Origin of the sequence: Dokdonella sp. (genome assembly GCF_017744955.1) — a bacterium.
Classification (GTDB): domain Bacteria; phylum Pseudomonadota; class Gammaproteobacteria; order Xanthomonadales; family Rhodanobacteraceae; genus Dokdonella_A.
In genome coordinates, this window is the sequence record NZ_JAGIAG010000018.1 from 51,309 (window position 1) to 72,789 (window position 21,481).

General features: G+C 67.5%; 21 protein-coding genes. 9 read left to right on the plus strand and 12 right to left on the minus strand.

Annotated elements, in window-relative coordinates; genetic code table 11:
* Window positions 1-197: 197 nt before the first annotated feature.
* From J7520_RS18755 to J7520_RS18770, 4 genes are all read right to left on the minus strand, one after another.
* Complete coding sequence (locus J7520_RS18755) at window positions 198-728, minus strand: hypothetical protein (RefSeq protein WP_291191825.1); 531 nt, start codon at window positions 726-728, stop codon at window positions 198-200.
* 3 nt (window positions 729-731) lie between these two features.
* Complete coding sequence (locus J7520_RS18760; RefSeq protein WP_291191827.1) at window positions 732-1,958, minus strand: site-specific integrase; 1,227 nt, start codon at window positions 1,956-1,958, stop codon at window positions 732-734.
* Window positions 1,959-2,421: 463 nt separating this feature from the next.
* Window positions 2,422-2,718: a 2-hydroxyacyl-CoA dehydratase gene (locus tag J7520_RS18765; RefSeq protein WP_291191829.1), complete on the minus strand. Its 297-nt coding sequence runs from the start codon at window positions 2,716-2,718 to the stop codon at window positions 2,422-2,424.
* 699 nt (window positions 2,719-3,417) lie between these two features.
* A complete protein-coding gene (locus tag J7520_RS18770; protein WP_291191831.1) occupies window positions 3,418-3,654 on the minus strand; it encodes a hypothetical protein in 237 nt (78 codons plus the stop codon).
* A gap of 461 nt (window positions 3,655-4,115) precedes the next feature.
* Here J7520_RS18770 and J7520_RS18775 point away from each other — a divergent pair, with 461 nt between their 5' ends.
* Window positions 4,116-5,264 carry an FAD-binding oxidoreductase gene (locus tag J7520_RS18775; protein ID WP_345776925.1) on the plus strand — a complete coding sequence of 383 codons (1,149 nt, stop codon included), beginning with the start codon at window positions 4,116-4,118 and terminating at the stop codon, window positions 5,262-5,264.
* A 9-nt stretch (window positions 5,265-5,273) separates the two neighbouring features.
* Here the strand turns inward: J7520_RS18775 and J7520_RS18780 are convergent, their stop codons facing one another.
* Window positions 5,274-5,417, minus strand: a complete 144-nt coding sequence (locus J7520_RS18780) for a DUF3309 family protein (protein WP_345776931.1) — start codon at window positions 5,415-5,417, stop codon at window positions 5,274-5,276.
* A 322-nt stretch (window positions 5,418-5,739) separates the two neighbouring features.
* Between J7520_RS18780 and J7520_RS18785 the strand changes: the two genes are divergently transcribed.
* From J7520_RS18785 to pgm, 4 genes are all read left to right on the plus strand, one after another.
* Window positions 5,740-5,988 (plus strand): hypothetical protein, encoded by a 249-nt coding sequence (locus J7520_RS18785; protein WP_291191836.1) that lies wholly within the window; start codon window positions 5,740-5,742, stop codon window positions 5,986-5,988.
* Between the two features lie 180 nt (window positions 5,989-6,168).
* The gene (gene tal, locus J7520_RS18790) at window positions 6,169-7,260 is read left to right on the plus strand and encodes a transaldolase (RefSeq protein ID WP_291191838.1); all 1,092 of its coding nucleotides are present in this window, start codon (window positions 6,169-6,171) and stop codon (window positions 7,258-7,260) included.
* Window positions 7,257-8,909, plus strand: a complete 1,653-nt coding sequence (gene pgi, locus J7520_RS18795; RefSeq protein WP_291191840.1) for a glucose-6-phosphate isomerase — start codon at window positions 7,257-7,259, stop codon at window positions 8,907-8,909. Before tal ends, pgi begins: the two co-directional genes overlap by 4 nt.
* Complete coding sequence (gene pgm, locus J7520_RS18800) at window positions 8,906-10,558, plus strand: phosphoglucomutase (alpha-D-glucose-1,6-bisphosphate-dependent) (RefSeq protein WP_291191842.1); 1,653 nt, start codon at window positions 8,906-8,908, stop codon at window positions 10,556-10,558. Before pgi ends, pgm begins: the two co-directional genes overlap by 4 nt.
* A 287-nt stretch (window positions 10,559-10,845) precedes the next feature.
* Here pgm and J7520_RS18805 read toward each other — a convergent pair whose 3' ends face one another.
* Entirely contained in the window at window positions 10,846-11,268 is a 423-nt protein-coding gene (locus J7520_RS18805) for a VOC family protein (protein WP_291191844.1), read from the minus strand.
* A 32-nt stretch (window positions 11,269-11,300) separates the two neighbouring features.
* Window positions 11,301-11,720 (minus strand): YciI family protein, encoded by a 420-nt coding sequence (locus tag J7520_RS18810; protein WP_291191846.1) that lies wholly within the window; start codon window positions 11,718-11,720, stop codon window positions 11,301-11,303.
* Window positions 11,721-11,933: 213 nt separating this feature from the next.
* Between J7520_RS18810 and J7520_RS18815 the strand changes: the two genes are divergently transcribed.
* The 3 genes from J7520_RS18815 to J7520_RS18825 are packed head-to-tail and all read left to right on the plus strand — an operon-like array spanning window position 11,934 to window position 14,410.
* Window positions 11,934-12,227, plus strand: a complete 294-nt coding sequence (locus tag J7520_RS18815; protein WP_291191848.1) for a MoaD/ThiS family protein — start codon at window positions 11,934-11,936, stop codon at window positions 12,225-12,227.
* Between the two features lies 1 nt (window position 12,228).
* Window positions 12,229-13,326 (plus strand): sialidase family protein, encoded by a 1,098-nt coding sequence (locus J7520_RS18820; protein ID WP_291191850.1) that lies wholly within the window; start codon window positions 12,229-12,231, stop codon window positions 13,324-13,326.
* 16 nt (window positions 13,327-13,342) lie between these two features.
* A complete protein-coding gene (locus J7520_RS18825; RefSeq protein ID WP_291191852.1) occupies window positions 13,343-14,410 on the plus strand; it encodes a nitronate monooxygenase in 1,068 nt (355 codons plus the stop codon).
* On the opposite strand, the gene J7520_RS18830 is transcribed toward J7520_RS18825, so the two are convergent.
* Both J7520_RS18830 and J7520_RS18835 read right to left on the minus strand, forming a co-directional pair.
* Window positions 14,392-15,153, minus strand: coding sequence for an ABC transporter permease (locus J7520_RS18830; protein ID WP_291191854.1), 762 nt, complete (start codon window positions 15,151-15,153; stop codon window positions 14,392-14,394). The genes J7520_RS18825 and J7520_RS18830 overlap by 19 nt on opposite strands.
* Window positions 15,150-16,136, minus strand: coding sequence for an ABC transporter ATP-binding protein (locus J7520_RS18835; protein ID WP_291191856.1), 987 nt, complete (start codon window positions 16,134-16,136; stop codon window positions 15,150-15,152). Before J7520_RS18835 ends, J7520_RS18830 begins: the two co-directional genes overlap by 4 nt.
* 182 nt (window positions 16,137-16,318) lie before the next feature.
* On the opposite strand from J7520_RS18835, the gene J7520_RS18840 reads away from it, so the two are divergent.
* A complete protein-coding gene (locus J7520_RS18840) occupies window positions 16,319-17,779 on the plus strand; it encodes a DHA2 family efflux MFS transporter permease subunit (protein WP_291191858.1) in 1,461 nt (486 codons plus the stop codon).
* 20 nt (window positions 17,780-17,799) lie between these two features.
* Here the strand turns inward: J7520_RS18840 and J7520_RS18845 are convergent, their stop codons facing one another.
* The 3 genes from J7520_RS18845 to J7520_RS18855 all read right to left on the minus strand — a co-directional run bounded on the left by J7520_RS18845 (window position 17,800) and on the right by J7520_RS18855 (window position 21,384).
* The gene (locus tag J7520_RS18845) at window positions 17,800-19,068 is read right to left on the minus strand and encodes an RNA polymerase sigma factor (protein WP_291191860.1); all 1,269 of its coding nucleotides are present in this window, start codon (window positions 19,066-19,068) and stop codon (window positions 17,800-17,802) included.
* Between the two features lie 133 nt (window positions 19,069-19,201).
* Window positions 19,202-19,705, minus strand: a complete 504-nt coding sequence (locus tag J7520_RS18850) for a nuclear transport factor 2 family protein (protein WP_291191862.1) — start codon at window positions 19,703-19,705, stop codon at window positions 19,202-19,204.
* A 158-nt stretch (window positions 19,706-19,863) separates the two neighbouring features.
* The gene (locus J7520_RS18855; protein WP_291191864.1) at window positions 19,864-21,384 is read right to left on the minus strand and encodes a serine hydrolase domain-containing protein; all 1,521 of its coding nucleotides are present in this window, start codon (window positions 21,382-21,384) and stop codon (window positions 19,864-19,866) included.
* Between the last annotated feature and the right edge of the window lie 97 nt (window positions 21,385-21,481).

Below are 21,481 nucleotides of genomic sequence, written 5' to 3' on the forward strand. Positions count from 1 at the left end.
CATATCCACGACGTGCCCAGTTGCGCAACGTTCTGACACACTTCCCTAACTGAGCAGCAACTTCCGATTCGGAAAGATGGCCCTTGAGGACGGCGTTTTCGTCTGACATTTCGGTACCTGCATCGAAAGTGCACGATGAGGTTGCGAATTTCCGTCAGCGAGGAGGGACACCTCAAAGGGTGAGGAATGTCCCGCCGTTATATCTCCTCCGCGCGCGGATTGCGTGCGGCGTGGTACTCGTACCACGCTCGCTTAACACGCTTAAGGTGTTTCTCCATGGCGCGCCGCTTCTTCGCGTCGTCCTTCGGTAGGGGGCCTTCCGCGAGGAGGTTTTCTATTGCGACCTGCCTCATCGCTGTCGTCACCTTCATGCCGGGCTTGTCTTCCAAGATCGAGTCAACGCGTTGAACAATTTCGCATATCTGAGGCAGTCTCGAAACTGGCTTCGCACCGGGAGCGGCCACGGCACGGCGGTCATTCGGAAGGAACGCGGTGACAGGCGTAACGGTGTACGGTTCAGATGTGTAGTAGGTCGCAAGTCTACGCAGCGCGTAGGAAAGCGCTTCTTTTTCAGCGGGAATCAGTTGCTCGCCGCGATCTATGCGATCGGCAAAATGAAGATACAGCTCGCGAGCTGCATCTCCGTCGGCCGGCGCACCACGCTCGCCACTGGCTCTTCTTAGGAGAGAGAAGAACATCCAGTTTTTTGCATCGAATTCCAACTCCACGAGTCACACCGCCTTGCGAAACTGGAGCACATTGGCGTCGTTGCTCAGAAAAGTTCTTAAGCGTAAAGCCCAAGCTTCTAGGGCGCTCTTCTTTTCAAGTTCGTAGTCGTACAGATTGTAGTGGATGCCGCCGACACTTCCATCCAGATGATTGAGCACGCGATCGCGGTGTTCTTTGGGGACACGCGCCGCAGCCATGCCGGTTTCCACAGTACGCCTCAGGTCATGGGGCGTGAAGTAGGCGATCTTCAAGCGCTGCAGGCGCTTGCACGCCCGCCGAAGAACAATGCTCAGGCGGTTCGCGGAGAGATGGGGACTGCGTGCACCACCGAAGACGTGCGTCGCACCCGGTTTCTTTCGCCTTTCGAGGATGTCGAAGGCCTCATCCGGTAGAGGAATTAGATTAGCACGCTTGTTCTTCGACCTTTCTGCTGAAAGTGTCCAACTGCGAGCCGCCATGTCGATTTCTGCCCACGGTAGCGCCGCCGCCTCGCTGGGCCTACATCCGGTATAGATCATGAATCGCAAGCAGTCCGCTTCGGTTTCCGTCATCAAATGACGCCAAACGTGCTTCTCACTGGTAACGCGCCAGAACGCGCGAAGTTCACGCGCCTCTGTCAGTGCGCGACGGCGTGCCTTCGGAGGACCGGGCGAGCGCATGCGAAGGCATGGATGAAAATCGATAACCCCTTTGTCCACGGCGAAGCTAAACATCTTCCGAACCAGTGCGAGAAGATGGTTCGCTTCGTAGGGCGCGCCACGCGCCGCGATCGGACTAGTAAGTTCGTCGACATCTGCGCGGCGAATGTCTTTGACGCGATGGTGCCGCCAAGCCTTGAGGACATACTTTTCAACGCGACGTTTGTCTTCCGCTCCCGACCTCTTCTTGACTGCGTGCTCTGCGAGATAGCGTTCAGCGAGGCGCCCCATCGTCATCTCGCGTGCTTCCTGCTGCTTTTGTCCCGCAGGGTCTCCCCCCAAGTCGACAGCGCGACGCAACTCTAACGCGCGACGGCGGGCGGCCTCCGCGGACACCGCGGGATAGCGACCGAATGGGAACCGCCTCTCGATTCCTTTAAACGCGTACGAAAGAATGAAAGTGCGCGCCCCGGATGACGTGATGCGTACCGCGAAGCCGCGGAGCTCGTCGTCATAGTCCATCGCGTTCTTGCCGGGCGGCGGAGGCCGCATCGAGCGAAGATGCTTGTCCGTGATTCTGACTTTTGCCATGGGTTTCGTATCCGATCAGTAGCCGTGACGCAACGTGCGCCACGGTGATCGAATTTCCCCGAGACAACGCGATTTGTCACCGATTTATCCTCTATAAACATAGTGTTAGACCGATGCGATTCACCGGCTACGAAGCAAATCAATGAGTTACAAATTGCGTTTCGCCGGCTTGAAAATCCCCGTGTCGGCGGTTCGATTCCGTCCCCGCCACCACTAAATCAGGTGCTTAGCGCAGATCCGCGCAAACTCTGAATTCTTAGACTCCCGCCGGTGCCTGCGTGGTACCTGCAATGGGACAGCTAGGCGCCCGTACTGCAACACGCCGCCATCGAGTCCACCCCTAAGCATGTCATTTCGGCGTACTCGTCGGAGCAGACTGGCGCACGAAGCAGGCCACAGCTGTATGACGGCAGCCAGAATGCAGACCGAACGACAGGATGCATCCCAATGAGCAACATCCTGTCTACGGCGCCGGAGAACTCGTGCTCTTCGCCTTACGCCTCGATTTCCCTTCCTGCTCAGCAATGAGTTCTTGAAGGTAGGCGACGCCCTCTTCCTCAGGGAAGAACGCGATTACATGGGCGACCGTAAGGCGATAGCGCTTGCGTAGCGCCATGAACTCCGCCTTGGCTTGCGCCAGGCGAGCCTCCGCCCCCATCTTCGCCACCGTTGGATCCGGAGCGTTCTGCGTATCGCCCTTTCGGTCCAGCGCCGCAAGCTCCTCCTGGAACTGGCGGAAGTCGTAGGTGTTCTGCTTCATGCGGAGTCGGGCTCAAGGGAAGATCGGCGCGTCTGACGCTCTCGCGGAGCGAATGATGTCCGGCGGATCTGACGCGGGCGCGAATGGTATTACCATTCCATGCGGAGTCGATGCCGTCGAGCTGCCCTTCAGAGGTAGAGCTTTGTCCGATACTGAGCCACCTCCTTCGACAATCTCGCCCAGCGAGGCACGAAACTTTCGTCGTGCGAGAAGGATGTTCTTGGTGCTTCTGCTGGCAGCTGTTCTGGCGATACTGCTTTCCGGGCTCATCGCCCCGTGGATTGCGTTGGTCATGGTGGCCATCTATGTGCCGCTATTCTTCTACGTCGCTTTCTGGCCCTGTCCGAGGTGCCGGAAACCGTTCGCGCTAAAGATCGGTTGGATCACGATCTGCTGGCCCTGGCTCAACCATTGCCTGCACTGCGATAGCGAGCTACTGAAAGCCCCGCGCTAGGCGGGGCTTTTGTTATTCCTTGGCGAGAACTTCCGTATCCTGGCCACGTAGTGGCGCAACGACAAGCTGAGCGAACGATGCCGCCAGATGAAGCCGTTGCTGTTGGAAATCTCCCACATGCGTCATCGAGCAGACGAGAAAACGCCCGCAGTACCCGGCATCTCACGACGGCGGCTGCGGGCAAGTGGCTGTGACGATGCCCGCCGGAGGGGTGGCGGGCGGACGTAGGATCGACCGAGGCGATCTCAGATGGCGCGACTCTCACTCGGGACGGAACCGTGCTGCGCCAGGATCACAGGCTGGTCGTAGTCGCCCGCGTCCGGGTCGACGAGCTGGCTGTAGGCGATGACGCCCGTTGCGCTCTCGGACAGCATCCGCGCCCTGCCGATCGCGTCCTGATCGCTCCGGCAGATCACCGCTCGCTCCGGCCACAACTGTCCTTCCGCTTCCTTGTACGTCTCCACCACGTAGATCGTCTGCATAGCGCCTCCTGAGCTGGGGCGCGAAGCTTCGGTGTACGGTGTCTCAAGTACAGCGACGTGTCGGGCAGCGACGAGAACCGTGGGCAGGATCGTGGGTATGCCCTGAGGTCGCCATCGAGCGCCCCCCCCCCCGATATCAATGCCTTCGATGGCTTTTCGGACGAGCCACTGGCGGCAAATTTCCTGGGAAAGCCACATCCTCGTCCGAAGCATTCTCCGAAGATGTCCCGTGGTATTCCTCTTGCCGCACACCCATCGCACCGAAGGAACTACCCTTGCCTGGCACAACCGAAACCGCCGGCCGTGGATGCGGGACCGCGGCGCGCTTCCGCGCCGATGACGTTCGTATCCCGGCCGTGCGATCCGCGGCGATGTAGATCAGCGCGAGCAACTCCATGGACCTGAGCAGCGGCTATCCCTACTGGAACGTCAAGAACGGCCTCCTCGGCAACTATCCGATATTGCGCGAGGACATCGACTGCGACGTCCTCGTCGTAGGTGCCGGCGTGACCGGCGCGCTGATCGCCTGGACGCTGCTGCAGGCCGGACACGACGTCTGCGTCATCGACCGTCGCGAAGCCGGCTGGGGCAGCACCGCCGCCAGCACCGCCCTGCTCCAGTACGAGATCGACACCGAGCTGCAGGATCTGGTCGACATGTACGGCCGCGAAGACGCCCTGTTGGCGTACCGCGCCTGCGCGGCGGCGATTCCCGCGCTCGCGCGACTCGCTGGAAGATTTCGCGGGGTCGAGTTCCGCAACGCGAAAAGCCTCTACTACGCGAGCAAGTGGCATCATCAGTTCCGGCTGCGCCGCGAGGCCGCGCTGCGGCAGGCACACGGGTTCGACGTGCGCCTCCTGGACGCCGAAGACGTCGGCCGCGAGTTCGGTTTCACCGCGCCGGCGGCCATTCTTTCCGCCGTCGCCGCGCAGGTGGATCCCTACCAGCTCACGCACCGCCTCCTCGCCGTCGTCGCGCGCAGGGGGAAAGGCGTGTTCGATCGCACGCAGATGGTCGAATTCTCCCCCAAACGCGGCTCCGTGCACGTGCGGACGGACACCGACGCGCGCATCCGCTGCCGCCACCTCGTGCTCGCCGGAGGCTACGAAGCGCAGCAATACATCGACCAGAAAGTCGCCGCCAACCGCAGCAGCTACGCGTTGATCACCGACCCCGTGCCCGAAGACCTCGGCCCGCTGAAATCCTGCCTGGTATGGGAGTCGTCGCGGCCTTACCTGTACATCCGCAGCACGGCGGACCGTCGACTGCTGATCGGCGGCGAGGACGACAGGATCGACATTCCGCTGCGGCGGGACGCGAGGGTGCTGAAAAAGGCCCGCAAACTGATCGAGAAGACCCGCGCCTTGTTTCCGCATCTCACCCTGGATCCCGCGTTCGCCTGGGCCGGCACGTTCGCCGAGACGAAGGACGGGCTGCCGTTCTTGGGCCCCCACGAACAGCACGGCCCTCGCGTGCACTTCGCGATGGCGTACGGAGGCAACGGCATCACCTACAGCATGATCGGCGCCGAACTGATCGCCGCGGCGCTGGCCGGCCGTCGCCATCCGTGTGCGTCGCTCTTCGCGTTCGAGCGGCTCCGCCGCCGTTGATTCCGCCCCTCATCGGAACAGCAGGAGGAGCAGGATGATCAACAGCAGAAGACCGCCGCCGCTCGGGTAGTAGCCCCAGCCCGTGCTGTACGGCCACAAAGGCAGAGCGCCGAGGATCAGAAGGATCAGAAGAATCAGGAGGATGGTGCGCAGCATCGGTGCTCCTTCGTCGTGTCTTCAATGTCGGTGCGTCGCCGGCGAGTGTCGTCACCACTCAGCCGGTAGTCGGATCGTTCACTTTCGCGGGTGACTGAAGAGCGAACCTCCTCGGGACTCGTTCAGCGTCCGATCAAGCATCGGCAGATCCGCGCGCGACATCACCTGCGGGACACGAGCGGCCGGCCGGCCGCCTCGGCAAGATTTCCTTGGCTCCGCTGACAGTTCCCTTCGCCGAGTGGCGTAACCCTCTCCGTACGTCGGCCGCACGCCGCTTCGATGCGCGCCCGACATCCGACCGGACCCGAGGAATTCGCCGATGCCCAGCAAGAACGCCGCCACCGACGTGATGACCGCCGTCGCCGTACTCGAACGCGCCAAGGCCGCCTGCGCGCATCTGTGCACGCCGGGGCAGATGCGCCGCCACGACGACCTGCTGCAACGCGCGCAGCTGGTGCATGCGGTGATCCGCTCCCGCGCGCAATTCAAGGCGCTGCACGAACGCAGCCTCGAACTGCAGGCCGCCCTGGAGCGCTTCAAGGCGCGTCGCGCGGCGATGCGCGCGTGAAGACGGCTCGCCGAATGCGATCCGTCCATGCCCGCGGCCTGCTGCTGGCGGCCGCGGCGGCGATCGCCCTGCTGGTTCGACTGGCGCCTTGACCGGGCGCCGCCGCCTCGCCCAACCGACGGTAAATCCGGGAGGCGGCCGCTGTTGGGCAAGCCTGCGAACGCGGTGTATCGTCGGCGCATGAAGCCCACCCGCCTGCTGCACGAACTCGGCCAGAGTCTCTGGCTCGACAACATCACGCGCGAGATGCTCGACGACGGCACCCTGCGCCGCTACATCGACGAGCTGTCGGTCACCGGCCTGACCTCGAACCCGACCATCTTCGACGAAGCGATCGGCAAGACCGCCGCCTACGACGCCGGCATCGCCGCGAAGGCACGCGCCGGCCTCGCCGGCGAGGCGCTGTTCACCGAACTCGCGCTGGAGGATCTGCGTCGCGCCGCCGACCTGTTCCGACCGATCTTCGACGCCAGTCGCGGCGAGGACGGCTGGGTCTCGATGGAAGTCTCGCCGCTGCTCGCCGACGACGCCGACGCGACGATCGAAGCGGCCAAGGCGATCCACGCGCAGGCGGCGCGGCCGAACCTGCTGGTGAAGATCCCGGGCACCGCGGCCGGCGTCGTCGCGATCGAGGAAGCGATCTACGCCGGCGTCCCGGTTAACGTGACCTTGCTGTTCTCGCGCGAGCACTACCTCGCCGCCGCCGAGGCCTACCTGCGCGGCATCGAACGGCGCATCGCGGTCGGGCTCGATCCGCGCGTCGGCTCGGTCGCCTCGCTGTTCATCAGCCGCTGGGATCGCGCCGTCGCCGACTCGGTGCCGGTGACGCTGCACAACCGACTCGGCATCGCCGTCGGCCGGCGCGTGTATCGCGCCTATCGCGAACTCTACGCGACGCCGCGCTGGGCCCGGCTCGCCGCGGCCGGCGCGCGACCGCAGCGGCTGCTCTGGGCCAGCACCGGCACCAAGGATCCGAACGCGCGCCCGACGCTCTACGTCGAAGCCTTCGCCGCGCCGGACACGATCGACACGATGCCGGAAAAGACCCTGCATGCGCTGGCCGAGCACGGCGACATCAAGGGCGCGATGCCGATCGACGGCGGCGACGCGGAAGGCGTGCTGTCCGAATTCGTCGGCGCCGGCGTCGACCTCGACGCGCTCGCATCGCACCTGCAGCGCGAAGGCGCCGAAGCCTTCGTGAAATCCTGGCGACAGCTGATGCGGCACATCGCCGACAAGAGCGCCGACCTCGGACCGAAGCACACCGCATGAGCGACGACAACAAGACCGGCGCGGGTCTGACCGCGCGCCCGCAATGGCGCGCCTTGCAGGCGCATGCGGATCGCCACGCAGGACGCAGCCTGCGCGAATACTTCGCCGCCGATCCCACGCGCGGCGAACGCTACGCAGCAGAAGCCGCCGGGCTGTATCTGGACTATTCCAAGCAGCGCGTCGACGAGGAGACGCTGCGGCTGCTGCGCGAACTGGCCGACGCGACCGACCTGCGCGCGCACGTCGAAGCGATGTTCCGCGGCGAGCGCATCAACACCACCGAGCATCGCGCCGTCCTGCACACGGCGCTGCGCGCGCCGGCCGACGCGGTGATCGAGACCGACGGCGTCGACGTCGTACCGGGCGTGCATCGCGTGCTCGACCGCATGGCCGCCTTCGCCGAGCGCGTGCGCAGCGGCGCGTGGAAAGGCCACGACGGAAGGCCGATCCGCGCGGTCGTCAACATCGGCATCGGCGGCTCCGACCTCGGACCGGTGATGGCCTACGAGGCGCTGCGCCACTACAGCCGGCGCGAACTCGCCTTCCGCTTCGTCTCCAACGTCGACGGCGTCGACTTCCTCGAGGCGACGCGCGACCTCGACGCGCGCGAAACCCTGTTCGTCGTCTGCTCCAAGACCTTCACCACGCTGGAAACGCTCGCCAACGCGCACGCCGCGCGCTCCTGGACGCTGGCCGCGTTCGACGGCGACCTGAAGGCCGTGGCCAAGCATTTCGTCGCGGTCTCGACCAACGCGCAGGAAGTGGCCAGGTTCGGCATCGACACTGCCAACATGTTCGGCTTCTGGGACTGGGTCGGCGGGCGCTACTCGATGGATTCGGCGATCGGCCTGTCGACGATGCTGGCGATCGGGCCCGACGGATTCCGCGACCTGCTCGCCGGATTCCGCGCGATGGACGAGCATTTCCGCTTTGCGCCGTTCGAGCGCAACCTGCCGGTGCTGATAGGATTGATCGGCCTCTGGAACACGAATTTCCTGCAGCTCGACAGCGTCGCGGTGCTGCCGTACGAGCAATACCTGAAGCGCTTCCCGGCCTACCTGCAGCAGCTGACGATGGAGAGCAACGGCAAGAGCGTGACCAAGGCCGGCCGGCGCGTCGACTACGCCACCGGACCGGTCTACTGGGGCGAGCCCGGCACCAACGGCCAGCACTCGTTCTACCAGCTGATCCACCAGGGCACGCGCGGCATCGCCTGCGACTTCGTCGGCTTCTGCAACGCGCTGACCCCGCTGGGCGATCAGCACGATCTGTTGATCGCGAACCTGTTCGCGCAGAGCGAGGCGCTGGCGTTCGGCAAGACCGCCGCCGAGGTGCGCGCCGAAGGCACGCCGGAAGCGCTGGTGCCGCACCGCGTATTCGAGGGCAATCGGCCGAGCAGCACTATCCTCGCCGACCGCCTGACGCCGCACACGCTCGGCGCGCTGGTCGCGCTGTACGAGCACACGGTGTTCGTGCAGGGCGCGATCTGGGACATCGACTCGTTCGACCAGTGGGGCGTCGAGCTCGGCAAGGCGCTGGCGAAGACGACCGCCGCGGAACTGGCGAGCCAGGACGAACCGAAACTCGCGCACGACAGTTCCACCAATGCGCTGATCCGCCGCTACCGCGCACGCCGGGGCAAGGCATGAGCGCCAATCTTTCCCCGCTCGCCGGGCATCCCGCCACCGAAGCGCCGCTGATCGACGTCGGCGCGCTGATCGACGCCTACTACGCGCTGAAACCCGATCCGGCGGCGGCTGTGCAGCGCGTCGCGTTCGGCACCTCCGGTCATCGCGGCTCCTCATTCGACGCCAGCTTCAACGAGAGCCACGTGCTCGCGATCACGCAGGCGATCTGCGAATCGCGCCATGAGCGCGGCATCGACGGGCCGCTGTTCATCGGCATCGACACGCATGCGCTGTCGTCGCCGGCGTTCGAATCCGCGCTGGAGGTGCTGGCGGCCAACGGCGTCGAGACGATGGTCTCGCAAGACGGCGAATACACGCCGACGCCGGCCTTGTCGCAGGCGATCCTGGCGTACAACCGCGGCCGCGAGCGCGGCTTCGCCGACGGCATCGTGGTCACGCCGTCGCACAATCCGCCCGGCGACGGCGGCTTCAAGTACAACCCGCCGAACGGCGGTCCGGCCGACACCCATCTGACCTCGTCGATCGAGAAGCGCGCCAACGCGCTGATCGCCGACGGCCTGCGCGACGTGAGCCGCGTGCCGTTCGCGCAGGCACGCAAAGCCGCGACGACGCACGAGTACGATTTCCTCGGCCGCTACGTCGACGGCCTCGCCGACGTGCTGGATTTCGAGGCGATCCGCGCCGCCGCGCCGAGGCTCGCCGTCGATCCGCTCGGCGGCGCCGGCGTGCACTACTGGACGCGCATCGCCGAACGCCACCGTATCCCGCTCGACGTGCTGAACGAACGCGTCGATCCGACCTTCGCCTTCATGACGCTGGATTGGGACGGCCGCGTGCGCATGGATCCGTCGTCGAGGTTCGCGATGCGCGGCCTGATCGGCCTCAAGGATCGCTACGACGTCGCCTTCGCCTGCGACACCGACCACGACCGCCACGGCATCGTCGCGCGCAGCGGCGGGCTGATGCTGGCCAACCACTATCTCACCGCGATGGCCGACTATCTGCTGCGCAACCGACCGCAGTGGCGCGCCGACGCCGGCATCGGCAAGACCGCGGTCAGCAGCGCGCTGATCGACCGCGTCGCCGCGCGTCTCGGGCGGCGGCTGTACGAGACGCCGGTCGGTTTCAAATGGTTCGTCGACGGCCTCGCCGACGGCTCGCTCGGCTTCGGCTGCGAGGAAAGCGCCGGCGCGTCCTTCCTCTGCCGCGACGGCCGCGCCTGGAGCACCGACAAGGACGGCATCGCCGCCGCCCTGCTGTCGGCCGAGATCACGGCGCGCAGCGGCCGCGATCCGGGCGAGTACTACGCGCGCATCGCCGCGGAACTCGGCGTGTCGTACGCGAGCCGCATCGACGCGCCGGCGACGCCGGAGCAGAAGAAGCGGCTGTCGAAACTGTCGCCGGCCGAAGTCCGCTCGGACTCGCTCGCCGGCGAGAAGATCCAAGCGGTGCTCGACCGCGCCCCCGGCAACGACGCGACGATCGGCGGCATCAAGGTGGTCGCGGCGAACGGCTGGTTCGCCGCGCGGCCTTCCGGCACCGAGAACATCTACAAGATCTACGCCGAGAGCTTCCGCGACGAGGCGCACCTGGCCGAGCTGTTGCACGAGGCGCAGGGAATGGTCGACGAGGCGCTGCGGAGTTCTTGAGGAACCTTGCACCCGCAGGCACGTTACCGCGGGAATGACTAAAGAGATTTTCTCGCAGAGGCGCAGAGACGCGGAGGTAAAGAGCTTCTTTTCTCCGCGTCTCTGCGCCTCTGCGAGAGTTCGCTCTCTCGGACTCCCCGGGAATCGTCACTCCCTCGGCAGCGGGAGCGGTTCGGTCGACCGGACACGATCGCCCGCGGGGTACTCCCAAGGGGTGCCCGCGTTCGCGGGCATGAGGTCGAACCATTCGTCCGGGGCTGGCGGAGCTTCCGCGAAGCCCCGAGGAATCAGCCGGCCGGCATCGGCTTGGCGTGATTGATCATCCACGGCACCCCGAAGCGGTCGACCGTGATGCCGTAGCGATGCGCCCAGAACGTTTCCTGCATCGGCATCTCCACCGCACCGCCGGCCGACAGCGCGGCGAAGATGCGCTCGGCGTCTTCCGAGCTGTCCGCGTCGAACACGACGTAGGCGCAGCGGATCTTGTGGTACGGATAGTCCGGCGTGCTGTCGGTCGCCATCAGCGCGTCGCCGCCGATTTCCAGGCGCGCGTGCATGATCTTGTTGCGGTCGGCTTCGGCCATGTTCTCGCAGCCGGGCGTGTCGCCGTAGGTCATCATCGCGACGACCTTGCCGCCGAGCAGGCCGGCGTAGAACTCGAACGCCTCGCGGGTGTTGCCGTCGAAGTTGAGATAGGTGGTCAGTTTCATCGCAGTCTCCTTGTCGGTCGGGATCGTCCGGATCAACGCGCCGCGATCTCGGCGCGCAGGCGCTCTTCCTGCTCGCGCAGTTCGGGCGTGAATTCCGCGCCGAAGTCCTCGGCCTCGAACACCTGACGGATCTCGATCACGTCGCCCGGCTCGAACGGCGCGCGCTTGATCCACTCGATCGCCTCTTCGCGCGAGCGCACCTGCCACAACCAGAAGCCGGCGATGAGTTCCTTCGTCTCGGCGAACGGACCGTCGACGACCGTGCGCTTGCCGTTCGCGCCGAAGTCGACGCGCACGCCCTTCGAACTCGGATGCAGCCCCTCGCCGGCCAGCATCACGCCGGCCTTGACCAGTTCCTCGTTGTACTTGCCCATCGCGGCCAGCATCTGCTCGCTCGGCATCACACCGGCTTCGGTGTCCTGGTTCGCCTTCACGATCACCATGAATCGCATGTCGCTTCTCCTCGGATGTGAGCGGGTCGCGGCGGGTCCGTTTCCTGCGCTCTTGCAGGGACGACGAACGGGAGTCGCGCGAATCGACACGGACTCGACGCACTGCGCGAAATTTTTTTCCGGGCGCGTGGCGCGACGCAGCGCGACGCTCGCCGCCGGGCTGGAGTAGGCTGTCGGACACCCAGGCCGAACGGGCCGGCCGAGAATCCCTGCATGGCGAAGATCGTGCTCGCGCCGGCGCTGGCGCGCTGGCTGCAAGACTCGCCCTCGACGCACCACGTCGAGACGGCGACGACGGCGCAGGCCCAACGTCTCGATGCCGCGCTGGAACATCTGTTCGCGCAGCACCCGCGCCTGCGCGGCTACGTGCTCGACGAGCACGGCGCGGTGCGCCATCACGTCGCGATCTTCGTCGACGGCACCGCGATCCGCGACAAGCGGCACCTGCAGCAGCCGCTCGCGGCGGATTCGGAGGTCTACGTCATGCAGGCGCTTTCCGGAGGTTGAAATGACCGACCGTCTCCTCGTGTCTACCCGCAAGGGCTTGTTCGTGTTCGCGCCGAAGAGCGGCGCCTGGCAGGTCGAACGCCACGCCTTCCTCGGCGAGAACGTCACGCTCGCGCACGCCGATGCGCGCGACGGCAGCTGGTACGCGGTGCTGAACCTCGGCCACTTCGGCGTCAAGCTGCACCGCTCGACCGACCAGGGCCGCCGCTGGAACGAGATCGCCGTGCCCGCCTACGCCGAAGGCGACACCTGCGCGACCGGCGACGGCAAGCCGCCGGCGCCGGCGAAGCTGCAATTGCTGTGGTCGCTGGCCTGCGGCGGCGCCGGCGAAGCGGGCCGGCTCTGGGCCGGCACGATTCCGGGCGGCCTGTTCCGCTCCGACGACCACGGCGAAAGCTGGCAGCTGGTGCGTTCGCTGTGGGACCGCCCCGAGCGCGCGGAATGGTTCGGCGGTGGCTACGACGCGCCCGGCATCCATTCCATCTGCGTCGATCCGCGCGACGCGCGCGTGCTGCGCATCGCGATCTCCTGCGGCGGCGTCTGGCACAGCGCCGACTCCGGCGCGAGCTGGAACGTCAGCACCCGCGGCATGTTCGCCGCCTACATGCCGCCGGAGCGCCGCGAGGACCCCGCGATCCAGGACCCGCACCGCATGGTCCAGTGCGCCGACGCGCCCGATCACCTGTGGGTGCAGCACCACAACGGCGTGTTCCGCAGCGTCGACGGCGGCCGGCGCTGGCGGGAAGTCCCCGACGTGCCGCCATCGGCGTTCGGCTTCGCCGTCGCCGTGCATCCGCGCGATCCGCACACGGCCTGGTTCGTGCCGGCGGTCAAGGACGAATGCCGCGTGCCGGTCGACGGCCGCCTCGTCGTCGCACGCACGCGTGACGGCGGCGCCAGCTTCGACACGTTGGACAGCGGCCTGCCGCAACACGCCTACGACCTGGTCTATCGGCACGGCCTCGCCGTCGACGACGCCGGCGATCACCTCGCGTTCGGCTCCACCACCGGCGGCCTGTGGACCAGCCCCGACCAGGGCGAGCGCTGGCAGGCGAACGACACGCGGCTGCCGCCGGTGCACGCGGTGACGTTCGCATGAGCGGCGGCGCTCCGTGATGCCGGGCACCGGGAAGCCGTCCGCGAGCCTGCAAGCATTGCTCGGCGTCGACCTGCCGATCGTCCAGGCGCCGATGGCCGGCGTGCAGGGCAGCGCGCTGGCGATCGCCGTGTGCGAAGCCGGCGGGCTGGGCTCCCTGCCCTGCGCGACGTTGCCGCAGCAGGTCTTGCGCGAGGAGCTGGCCGCGATCCGCGCACGCACGCGGCGCCCGTTCAACGTCAATTTCTTCTGCCACGCGCCGCCGGCTGCGGATGCGCAGCGCGAAGCGGCCTGGCGCGATCGACTCGCGCCGTACTACCACGAAGCCGGCCTCGACGCCGATGCCGTCGCGGGCGGACCGGCACGCAAGCCGTTCGACGCCACCGCCGCCGAGGTGCTGGAGGAATTCGAACCGCCCGTGGTCAGCTTCCACTTCGGCCTGCCGGAGCCGGACCTGCTCGCGCGCGTGCGCGGCTGGGGCGCGAAGATCCTGTCGTCGGCGACGACCGTCGAGGAAGCGCGCTGGCTCGAGGCGCGCGGTGTCGACGCGATCATCGCCCAAGGCCTCGAGGCCGGCGGCCATCGCGGGCATTTCCTCTCCGATGACCTGACCCTGCAGGCCGGCACATTCGCCCTGCTGCCGCAGCTCGCGCGCGCGGTGCGCGTGCCGGTGATCGCCGCCGGCGGCATCGCCGACGCGCAAGGCGTCGCCGCGGCGCTGGCGCTCGGCGCGGCCGGGGCGCAGATCGGCACGGCGTACCTGCTCTGTCCCGAGGCGACGACCTCGTCCGTGCATCGCGCCGCCCTGCGCGGCGAGTCAGCGCATCACACCGCGCTGACCAATCTCTTCAGCGGCCGCCCCGCGCGCGGCATCGTCAATCGCCTGATGCGCGAGCTGGGCTCTTTCGATGCGGCTGCGCCGGCATTCCCGCTCGCCTCCGCCGCGCTCGCACCGCTGCGCGCCCACGCCGAGGCGCACGGCAGCGGCGACTTCTCGCCGCTGTGGGCCGGCCAGAACGCCGGCGGCTGCCGCGCTGTTCCGGCCGCGGAGCTGACGCGCGCGCTGGCTCAGCTCTTGAGCTTGTAGCCGGTGCGGAAGATCCACCAGACGATGCCCAGGCACAGCGCGAGAAAGCCGAGCGTCGCGGCGAGGCTGATGCCGACGTTGACGTCGGACTGGCCGAAGAAGCTCCAGCGGAAGCCGCTGATCAGGTAGACCACCGGATTGAACAAGGCGATCTTCTGCCACACCGGCGGCAGCATGCCGATCGAGTAGAACGCGCCGCCGAGAAAGGTCAGCGGCGTGACCACCATCAGCGGAATCACCTGCAGCTTCTGGAAGTCGTCGGCCCAGATGCCGATGATGAAACCGAACAGGCTGAAGGTGACTGCCGTCAGCAGCAGGAAGCCGAGCATCCAGAGCGGATGCTCGATGTGGTAGGGCACGAACAGCCGCGCGGTGATCAGGATCAGCACGCCGAGCATCACCGACTTGGTCGCCGCCGCGCCGACGTAGCCGATCAGCGCCTCGAGATAGGACACCGGCGCCGACAACAGCTCGTAGATCGTGCCGGACCATTTCGGCAGATAGATGCCGAACGAGGCGTTGGAGATGCTCTCGTTCAGCAGCGACAGCATGATCAGGCCGGGGATGATGAAGGCGCCATAGCTGACGCCGTCGATCGCGCCCATGCGCGAGCCGATCGCCGCGCCGAACACGACGAAGTACAGCGAGGTCGACAGCACCGGCGAGGCGATCGACTGGGTGATGGTGCGGAACGTGCGCGCCATCTCGAAACGGTAGATCGCGCGGATCGCGTGGGTGTTCATGCGCCTGGCTCCCGGGCGGCGTTGGCGTCGGAGCGCAGCAGGCCGACGAAGATGTCCTCCAGCGAACTCTCGCTGGAATGCAGGTCCTTGAACGCGATGCCGTGCTCGCCGAGCCGCCGCAGCAGATCGGCGATGCCGGTTTCCTCGCTCTGCGCGTCGAAGGTGTAGACCAGGATGCCGCCGTCGCCCGCCAGTTCGAGCGGCAGCGCGGCCAGGTCGTCCGGAATGCGCGGCAGCGGATTTTGCAGGTTCAGCGTCAGCTGCTTCTTGCCGAGCTTGCGCATCAGCACCGCCTTGTCCTCGACCACGATCAGCTCGCCGCGCCGGATCACGCCGATGCGGTCGGCCATCTCCTCGGCCTCCTCGATGTAGTGCGTGGTCAGGATGATGGTGACGCCGTCGTCGCGCAGGCGCCGCACCATCTGCCACATGTCGTGGCGCAGCTCGACGTCGACGCCGGCGGTCGGCTCGTCCAGGAACAGGATCTTCGGCTCGTGCGCGAGCGCCTTGGCGATCAGCACGCGGCGCTTCATGCCGCCGGACAGCGACATGATCTTGTTGTCCTTCTTCTCCCACAGCGACAGCTCGCGCAGCACCTTCTCCAGATACGCGGGGTCCGGCGGCTTGCCGAACAGGCCGCGGCTGAAGCGCAAGGTCGCCCACACGCTCTCGAACGCGTCGGTGTGCAGTTCCTGCGGCACCAGGCCGATCTTCGCGCGCGCGGCGCGGTAGTCGCGCACGATGTCGTGGCCGTCGGCGAGCACCGTGCCTTCGCTCGGGTTGACGATGCCGCAGATGATGCTGATCAGCGTCGTCTTGCCGGCGCCGTTCGGCCCGAGCAGGGCGAAGATCTCGCCACGGCGGATGCTCAAGGAGACGTTCTTCAGCGCTTGGAAGCCGCCGGCGTAGGTCTTGCCGAGACCCGACACCTGCACGATCGGTTCGCCCACGCCGCTCGGCGCCGGCTCGGTGGCAATTCGCATGGATGGTTCCTTCGGGTCGCAGGAGCGCGCTGGGTAGGATTTTGGAATTGTAGACATGGTGCAACCATCGGCGACTTCAATCGCAGCCTCTGCGACGGATTCGGGCAGGATGACGGCCTGTCGATTCCGGCCTCCCTCGCTCGTCGTATCCGCAAGACACCCGTCAATTCCGAGGATTCCGCATGTCCCGCGCCACCGCCACCCAATCCCACGATCCCCACGGCCGCCAGCGCTGGTTCGCGCTCGGCGTGCTCTGCCTCGGCGTGCTGATGATCGTGCTCGACACCACCGTGGTGAACGTCGCCCTGCCGTCGATCAAGGCCGACCTGCGCTTCACCGACAGCGCGCTGGCCTGGGTCGTCAACGCCTACATGCTGACCTTCGGCGGCTTCCTGCTGCTCGGCGGGCGCCTCGGCGACCTGTACGGGCACCGGCGCCTGTTCCTGCTCGGCATCGTCGCCTTCACGCTGGCCTCGCTCGCCTGCGGCCTGGCCGGCTCGCAAGGCTTCCTGGTCGCGGCGCGTGCGCTGCAAGGCGTCGGCGGCGCCGTCGTCAACGCGGTCGCGCTGTCGCTGATCATGGACCTGTTCACCGAACCGGCCGACCGCGCCAAGGCGATGGGCGTGTTCGGCTTCGTCTGCGCCGGCGGCGGCAGCATTGGCGCGATGCTCGGCGGCTTCCTGACCGGCGCGCTGAGCTGGCATTGGATCTTCCTGATCAACATTCCGATCGGCGCTGCGGTGGTCGCGCTGTCGCTGCGCCTGCTGCCGGCGTCGCACACGGGCGCCGAAGGCAAGCAGCTCGACGTCGCCGGCGCGATCACCGTGACCACCGCGCTCATGCTCGCCGTCTACGCGATCGTCAACGGCAACGACGTCGGCTGGGGCTCGACGCGGACGCTCGGCCTGCTCGGCGTCGCCGTGGCACTGCTCTTCGCGTTCCTGGTGATCGAGGCACGCGCGCGCGTGCCGCTGATGCCGCTCGGCCTGTTCCGCCTGCGCAACCTCGCCACCGCGAACGTCATCGGCGTGCTGTGGGCGGCGGCGATGTTCGCCTGGTTCTTCCTCTCCGCGCTGTACATGCAGCTGGTGCTCGGCTACACGCCGATGCAGGTCGGCCTGGCCTTCCTGCCGGCCAACCTGATCATGGCGGTGTGCTCGCTCGGCGTCTCGGCCAAGCTGGTCATGCGCTTCGGCATCCGCCTGCCGCTGGCCAGCGGGCTGATGTTCGCGGCGATCGGCCTGGCGCTGTTCGCGCGCGCGCCGGTGCACGGCGACTTCGTGCTCGACATCCTGCCGGCGATGCTGCTGCTCGGCTTCGGCGCCGGCATCGCCTTCAACCCGGTGCTGCTGGCGGCGATGAACGACGTCGCGCCGAGCGAGTCCGGCCTCGCCTCCGGCATCGTCAACACCTCGTTCATGATGGGCGGCGCGCTCGGCCTGGCCGTACTCGCCAGCCTCGCCGCGTCGCGCAGCAGCGCGCTCGCCGCCGCCGGCGCGGATCCCGCGTTCGCGCTGAACAGCGGCTACCGCGCGGCGTTCCTGGTCGGCGCCTGCTTCGCCGGACTGGCCGCGCTGATCGGCGCGGCGCTGCTGCGTGCGTCGATGCCGGCGGCGGGCGCAGCCGAGTCGCCGGTACCGTAGCCGCGCAGGCGACGCGGCGGTCAGGCCAGTTGTTTACAGGCCGCCGCGCGCGCGCGCAGCAGGTCGCGCTCGCGCGCATTGCGCGCGAGACCGGCGGCGCGCTCGAATTCGACGCCCGCCTCGTCGTGGCGACCGAGCTTCTCGAGCAGGTCGCCGCGCACGCTCGGCAGCAGGTGATAGTTCGCCAAGGTCGGCTCGGCGGCGATCGCGTCGACGATCGGCAGCGCTGCCTGCGCACCGAACGCCATCGACACCGCGACCGCGCGATTGAGCTCGATCACCGGCGAGGACGTCACCTCGGCGAGCCGGGCGTACAGCGCGGCGATGCGCGGCCAATCGGTCTGCTCCGCGGTCGGCGCGCGCGCATGGCAAGCGGCGATCGCGGCTTGCAAAGCGTACGGTCCCTGCGCGCCGCCGAGCCGGTCGGCGCGCTCGAGCGCGGCCAGGCCGCGGCGGATCAGCAGACGATCCCAGGCGCCGCGGTTCTGCTTCAGCAGCAGGATCGGCTCGCCGCCGGGCCCGATGCGCGCGCGCAGGCGCGAGGCGTGGATCTCCATCAGCGCGACCAGGCCGTGCACTTCGGCCTGCTCCGGCATCAGCTCGGCCAGCACGCGGCCGAGGCGCAGCGCGTCCTCGCACAGCGCCGGGCGCGTCCAGTCGTCGCCGGCGGTCGCCGCATAGCCTTCGTTGAAGATCAGGTAGATGACTTCGAGCACCGAGGACAATCGCGGCGCGAGCTCATCCGCGCGCGGCACCTCGAACGGCACCTGCTTGTCCGCCAGCGTGCGCTTCGCGCGCACGATGCGCTGCGCGATGGTCGGCTCGGGCACCAGGAACGCGCGGGCGATCTCGTCGGTGGTCAGGCCGCCGAGCAGGCGCAGGGTCAGCGCGACGCGCGCCTCGGCCGACAGCACCGGATGGCAGGCGACGAAGACCAGGCGCAGCAGGTCGTCGCCGATGTCGTCGTCGACCGCCGCGTCCGCGTCGGCGTTCGGCGACGCCTGGCCTATCTCGATCTCGTAGCCGATCTCCTCGTGCTTGCGTTGCAGCAACTGCTGGCGGCGCAGGCGGTCGATCGCGCGATGCTTGGCGGTCGCCATCAGCCACGCGCCCGGATTGTCCGGCACGCCGCGCTCGGGCCACTGCTCGAGCGCGGTGACCAGCGCGTCCTGCGCCAGCTCCTCGGCGAGGCCGATGTCGTGCAGCATGCGCGCGAGCACTGCGATCAGCTTGGCCGACTCCATGTGCCAAACCGCTTCGATGGTCTTCTGGATGTCGGTCGCCGTCATGACCGCCGATCAGACCATCCCCGATGCGGGCTGGCAAGCGCGTGGCGCGCGCTCGGATGCGGCCCGCCACCGCGCAGCCGCATCCGCCGCGCCGCGGAATGCGCGGCGTCGCCGAGCCGCCGGCTCCGGCGACCTACTTCGCCGTTTTCCGCCCCGCGTTCATCGACCAGACCACCGCGACGATCTTCCAGCCCTCGCCGGTGTTGACCAGTTGCCACGCTTCCTTGCCGCGATTGGTCTCGCGACCGTCTTGCAGGAAGGCATAGTCGAACCATACCGAGGCGACGTCGCCGTCGGTCTCGATCTTCACATTGCGGAACGTCTCCTCGGTCCTGGCCTGGTCCGAGACGATGCCGTCGATGAACGACTGCGGGTTGTACCTGGCCTCGACTTCGACCTTGCGCGCCTTCGGGTTCTTCAAACGGCGGCGCTGCACGAAGTCGTCGCCGTCGACCGACTGCCAGGTGATGCGGTCGTGCAGGAACAGCGCGACGAAGCGCGCCTTGTCCTTGTCGATGATCGAGGTGCGGAACGCCTCCACGACCGCTTCGACGTCGCGCACGGCCGCAGCGTTGGACGCAGCGGGAGCGAGGGCGGGAAGCGAGAGCAGAGTTGCAGCGAGAATGATCGATTTCACGAAGAGTTCCCTGGTGATGATGGTGAAGAGCCTGGATCGCCATCGCTCCCGCAAAAGCGGCACCGATGAGACCGCTCGAAGATCCTCGTGGCTGGCGCTGGAAACACGCGCCACCCCTGCGAGGTCGTCGAAGTTTCTGGAAGCGCCACGAAAGGAGGTCACGGCGACGCACGACGCCGGTAGTAGGCGCGCGAGACGGCGGTATCCAGGCTCAGCGCAGAGACGGCGCCATGGGCATCGCGATGGAATTCGATCCGCAGCGCGCCGGACGGCATCGCGACGTAGCGGTTCGTCGCCACCGGCAGCAACTCGAACGATTTCCCGTTCCAGCTCCCGCTCAGCTTTCCTCGCGCGGCGGTGACGCGCAGTTCGTGGGGAGCTTCGTTCAGGCGCTTCTGCCAGGCCTGCGGGATGGCGTCGTCGAACTGGTAGGTTCCGGCATAGCGTGCGGCCTGCGCATCGTCGGGATCGACCGCGATCGTGCGCACGGGGCGATGGGTCGGCCAGTCGAAGACGTCGGCGACCGCGCGGGCGATCTCCTCGGCCAGTTCGTCGCCGCGCTCGCCGTTGGTCAGCACGACGAGCCCGTCGCCGCTGTACAGATTTCCTTCAATGGTGGCGCGATAGCTGTCGTTGGCGCCGCCGTGGTGGAACGTCCGCGTCTCCCCGATGCCGGCCAGGCGCGGGCCGAGGCCGTGTTCGCTCGGCGCGACCTCGGTCATCATCTCGCGTGCCAGCGCACGCGGCAGGAAGTCGCCCTCGCCGCGATAGCTGCGGATCAACGCGCGCACGTACGCGGCGAGATCGTTCGCGCTGCTCCACAGGCCCGACGCGGCCAGCTCCGGAAACGTCTCCCAGCCGCGCGGCAACGCGCGCGGCTTGCCGTCCGCCCCGTGCGCCTTGGCGACGTTGACGCGCGTCGCTGCGAGCGGGCTTTCGAACGTGCTGCGCTGCATGCGCAGCGGCTCGAATACCGCGTCGCGCGCGATCGACTCGACGTCGCGGCCGGTAGCGTCGGTCAGCACCAGCTGCTCGACCGTGACGCCGCCGCCGGAATAGTCGAGCCGCTCGCCGGGCGGGTGGATCAGGCGGATCGGCTCGTGCTTCGCCGGCGACTCGCCTTCCAAGGTCTGCAGCACCGTCGGCACCGCCGCGCCGGGCGGAAAGTCCTCGAAGCCGTGCACGTTGAAGCCGGCGGTATGCGACAGCAGCATGCGCAGCGTCACCTTCGGCGCGGCGTCGCTGCCGAACGGCGGGATCTTCCACGAACGCAGATAGGTGCCGACGTCGCGGTCGAGATCGAGCTTGCCCTGCGCGACGAGCCGCAGCGTCGCGCCGGCGGCGAGCACCTTGCTGACCGAGCCGACCGAGAACAGCGTGTCGGCGTCGACGGCGTCCGAGGTGCCGGCCTGGCGCAGGCCGTAGCCGGCCGCGTGCACGACTTCACCGTCGCGCAGGATCGCGACCGCGACGCCCGGCACGCCGTAGTGCGCCATGCGCTCGGCCAGCGGCCAGGCCGGCATCGCCTCGCCCGCACGCTGCACCGCCGGGCGCAGCGTGCGCTCGAAACCTCGCGAGGCTTCGGCGTTCGTCGTCGCGCCGTTCGCGCCGATGGGCACGGCCGCGGCCAGCAGCGCACCGGCGACGAAGGTGCATGAATGAAGTCGGATCGACGGCACCGGCGATTCCCCTTTTCCGCAAAAGTGTCGGGGAACCCGGATGCGGCGACGCGCGGAATGGTCGCATCCTGAACGTGTCGACCTAGGGCTTGCACCA

Coding starts and splice junctions, on each gene's coding strand:
- J7520_RS18835 (WP_291191856.1), bottom strand. CDS start 16,136: ATGCGAATTGCCACCGAGCCGGCGCCGAGCGGCGTGGGCGAACCGATC.
- J7520_RS18760 (WP_291191827.1), bottom strand. CDS start 1,958: ATGGCAAAAGTCAGAATCACGGACAAGCATCTTCGCTCGATGCGGCCT.
- J7520_RS18785 (WP_291191836.1), top strand. CDS start 5,740: ATGCCCAGCAAGAACGCCGCCACCGACGTGATGACCGCCGTCGCCGTA.
- J7520_RS18805 (WP_291191844.1), bottom strand. CDS start 11,268: ATGAAACTGACCACCTATCTCAACTTCGACGGCAACACCCGCGAGGCG.
- pgi (WP_291191840.1), top strand. CDS start 7,257: ATGAGCGACGACAACAAGACCGGCGCGGGTCTGACCGCGCGCCCGCAA.
- J7520_RS18845 (WP_291191860.1), bottom strand. CDS start 19,068: ATGACGGCGACCGACATCCAGAAGACCATCGAAGCGGTTTGGCACATG.
- J7520_RS18830 (WP_291191854.1), bottom strand. CDS start 15,153: ATGAACACCCACGCGATCCGCGCGATCTACCGTTTCGAGATGGCGCGC.
- J7520_RS18810 (WP_291191846.1), bottom strand. CDS start 11,720: ATGCGATTCATGGTGATCGTGAAGGCGAACCAGGACACCGAAGCCGGT.
- J7520_RS18840 (WP_291191858.1), top strand. CDS start 16,319: ATGTCCCGCGCCACCGCCACCCAATCCCACGATCCCCACGGCCGCCAG.
- J7520_RS18815 (WP_291191848.1), top strand. CDS start 11,934: ATGGCGAAGATCGTGCTCGCGCCGGCGCTGGCGCGCTGGCTGCAAGAC.
- J7520_RS18825 (WP_291191852.1), top strand. CDS start 13,343: ATGCCGGGCACCGGGAAGCCGTCCGCGAGCCTGCAAGCATTGCTCGGC.
- tal (WP_291191838.1), top strand. CDS start 6,169: ATGAAGCCCACCCGCCTGCTGCACGAACTCGGCCAGAGTCTCTGGCTC.
- J7520_RS18770 (WP_291191831.1), bottom strand. CDS start 3,654: ATGCAGACGATCTACGTGGTGGAGACGTACAAGGAAGCGGAAGGACAG.
- J7520_RS18765 (WP_291191829.1), bottom strand. CDS start 2,718: ATGAAGCAGAACACCTACGACTTCCGCCAGTTCCAGGAGGAGCTTGCG.
- J7520_RS18820 (WP_291191850.1), top strand. CDS start 12,229: ATGACCGACCGTCTCCTCGTGTCTACCCGCAAGGGCTTGTTCGTGTTC.
- pgm (WP_291191842.1), top strand. CDS start 8,906: ATGAGCGCCAATCTTTCCCCGCTCGCCGGGCATCCCGCCACCGAAGCG.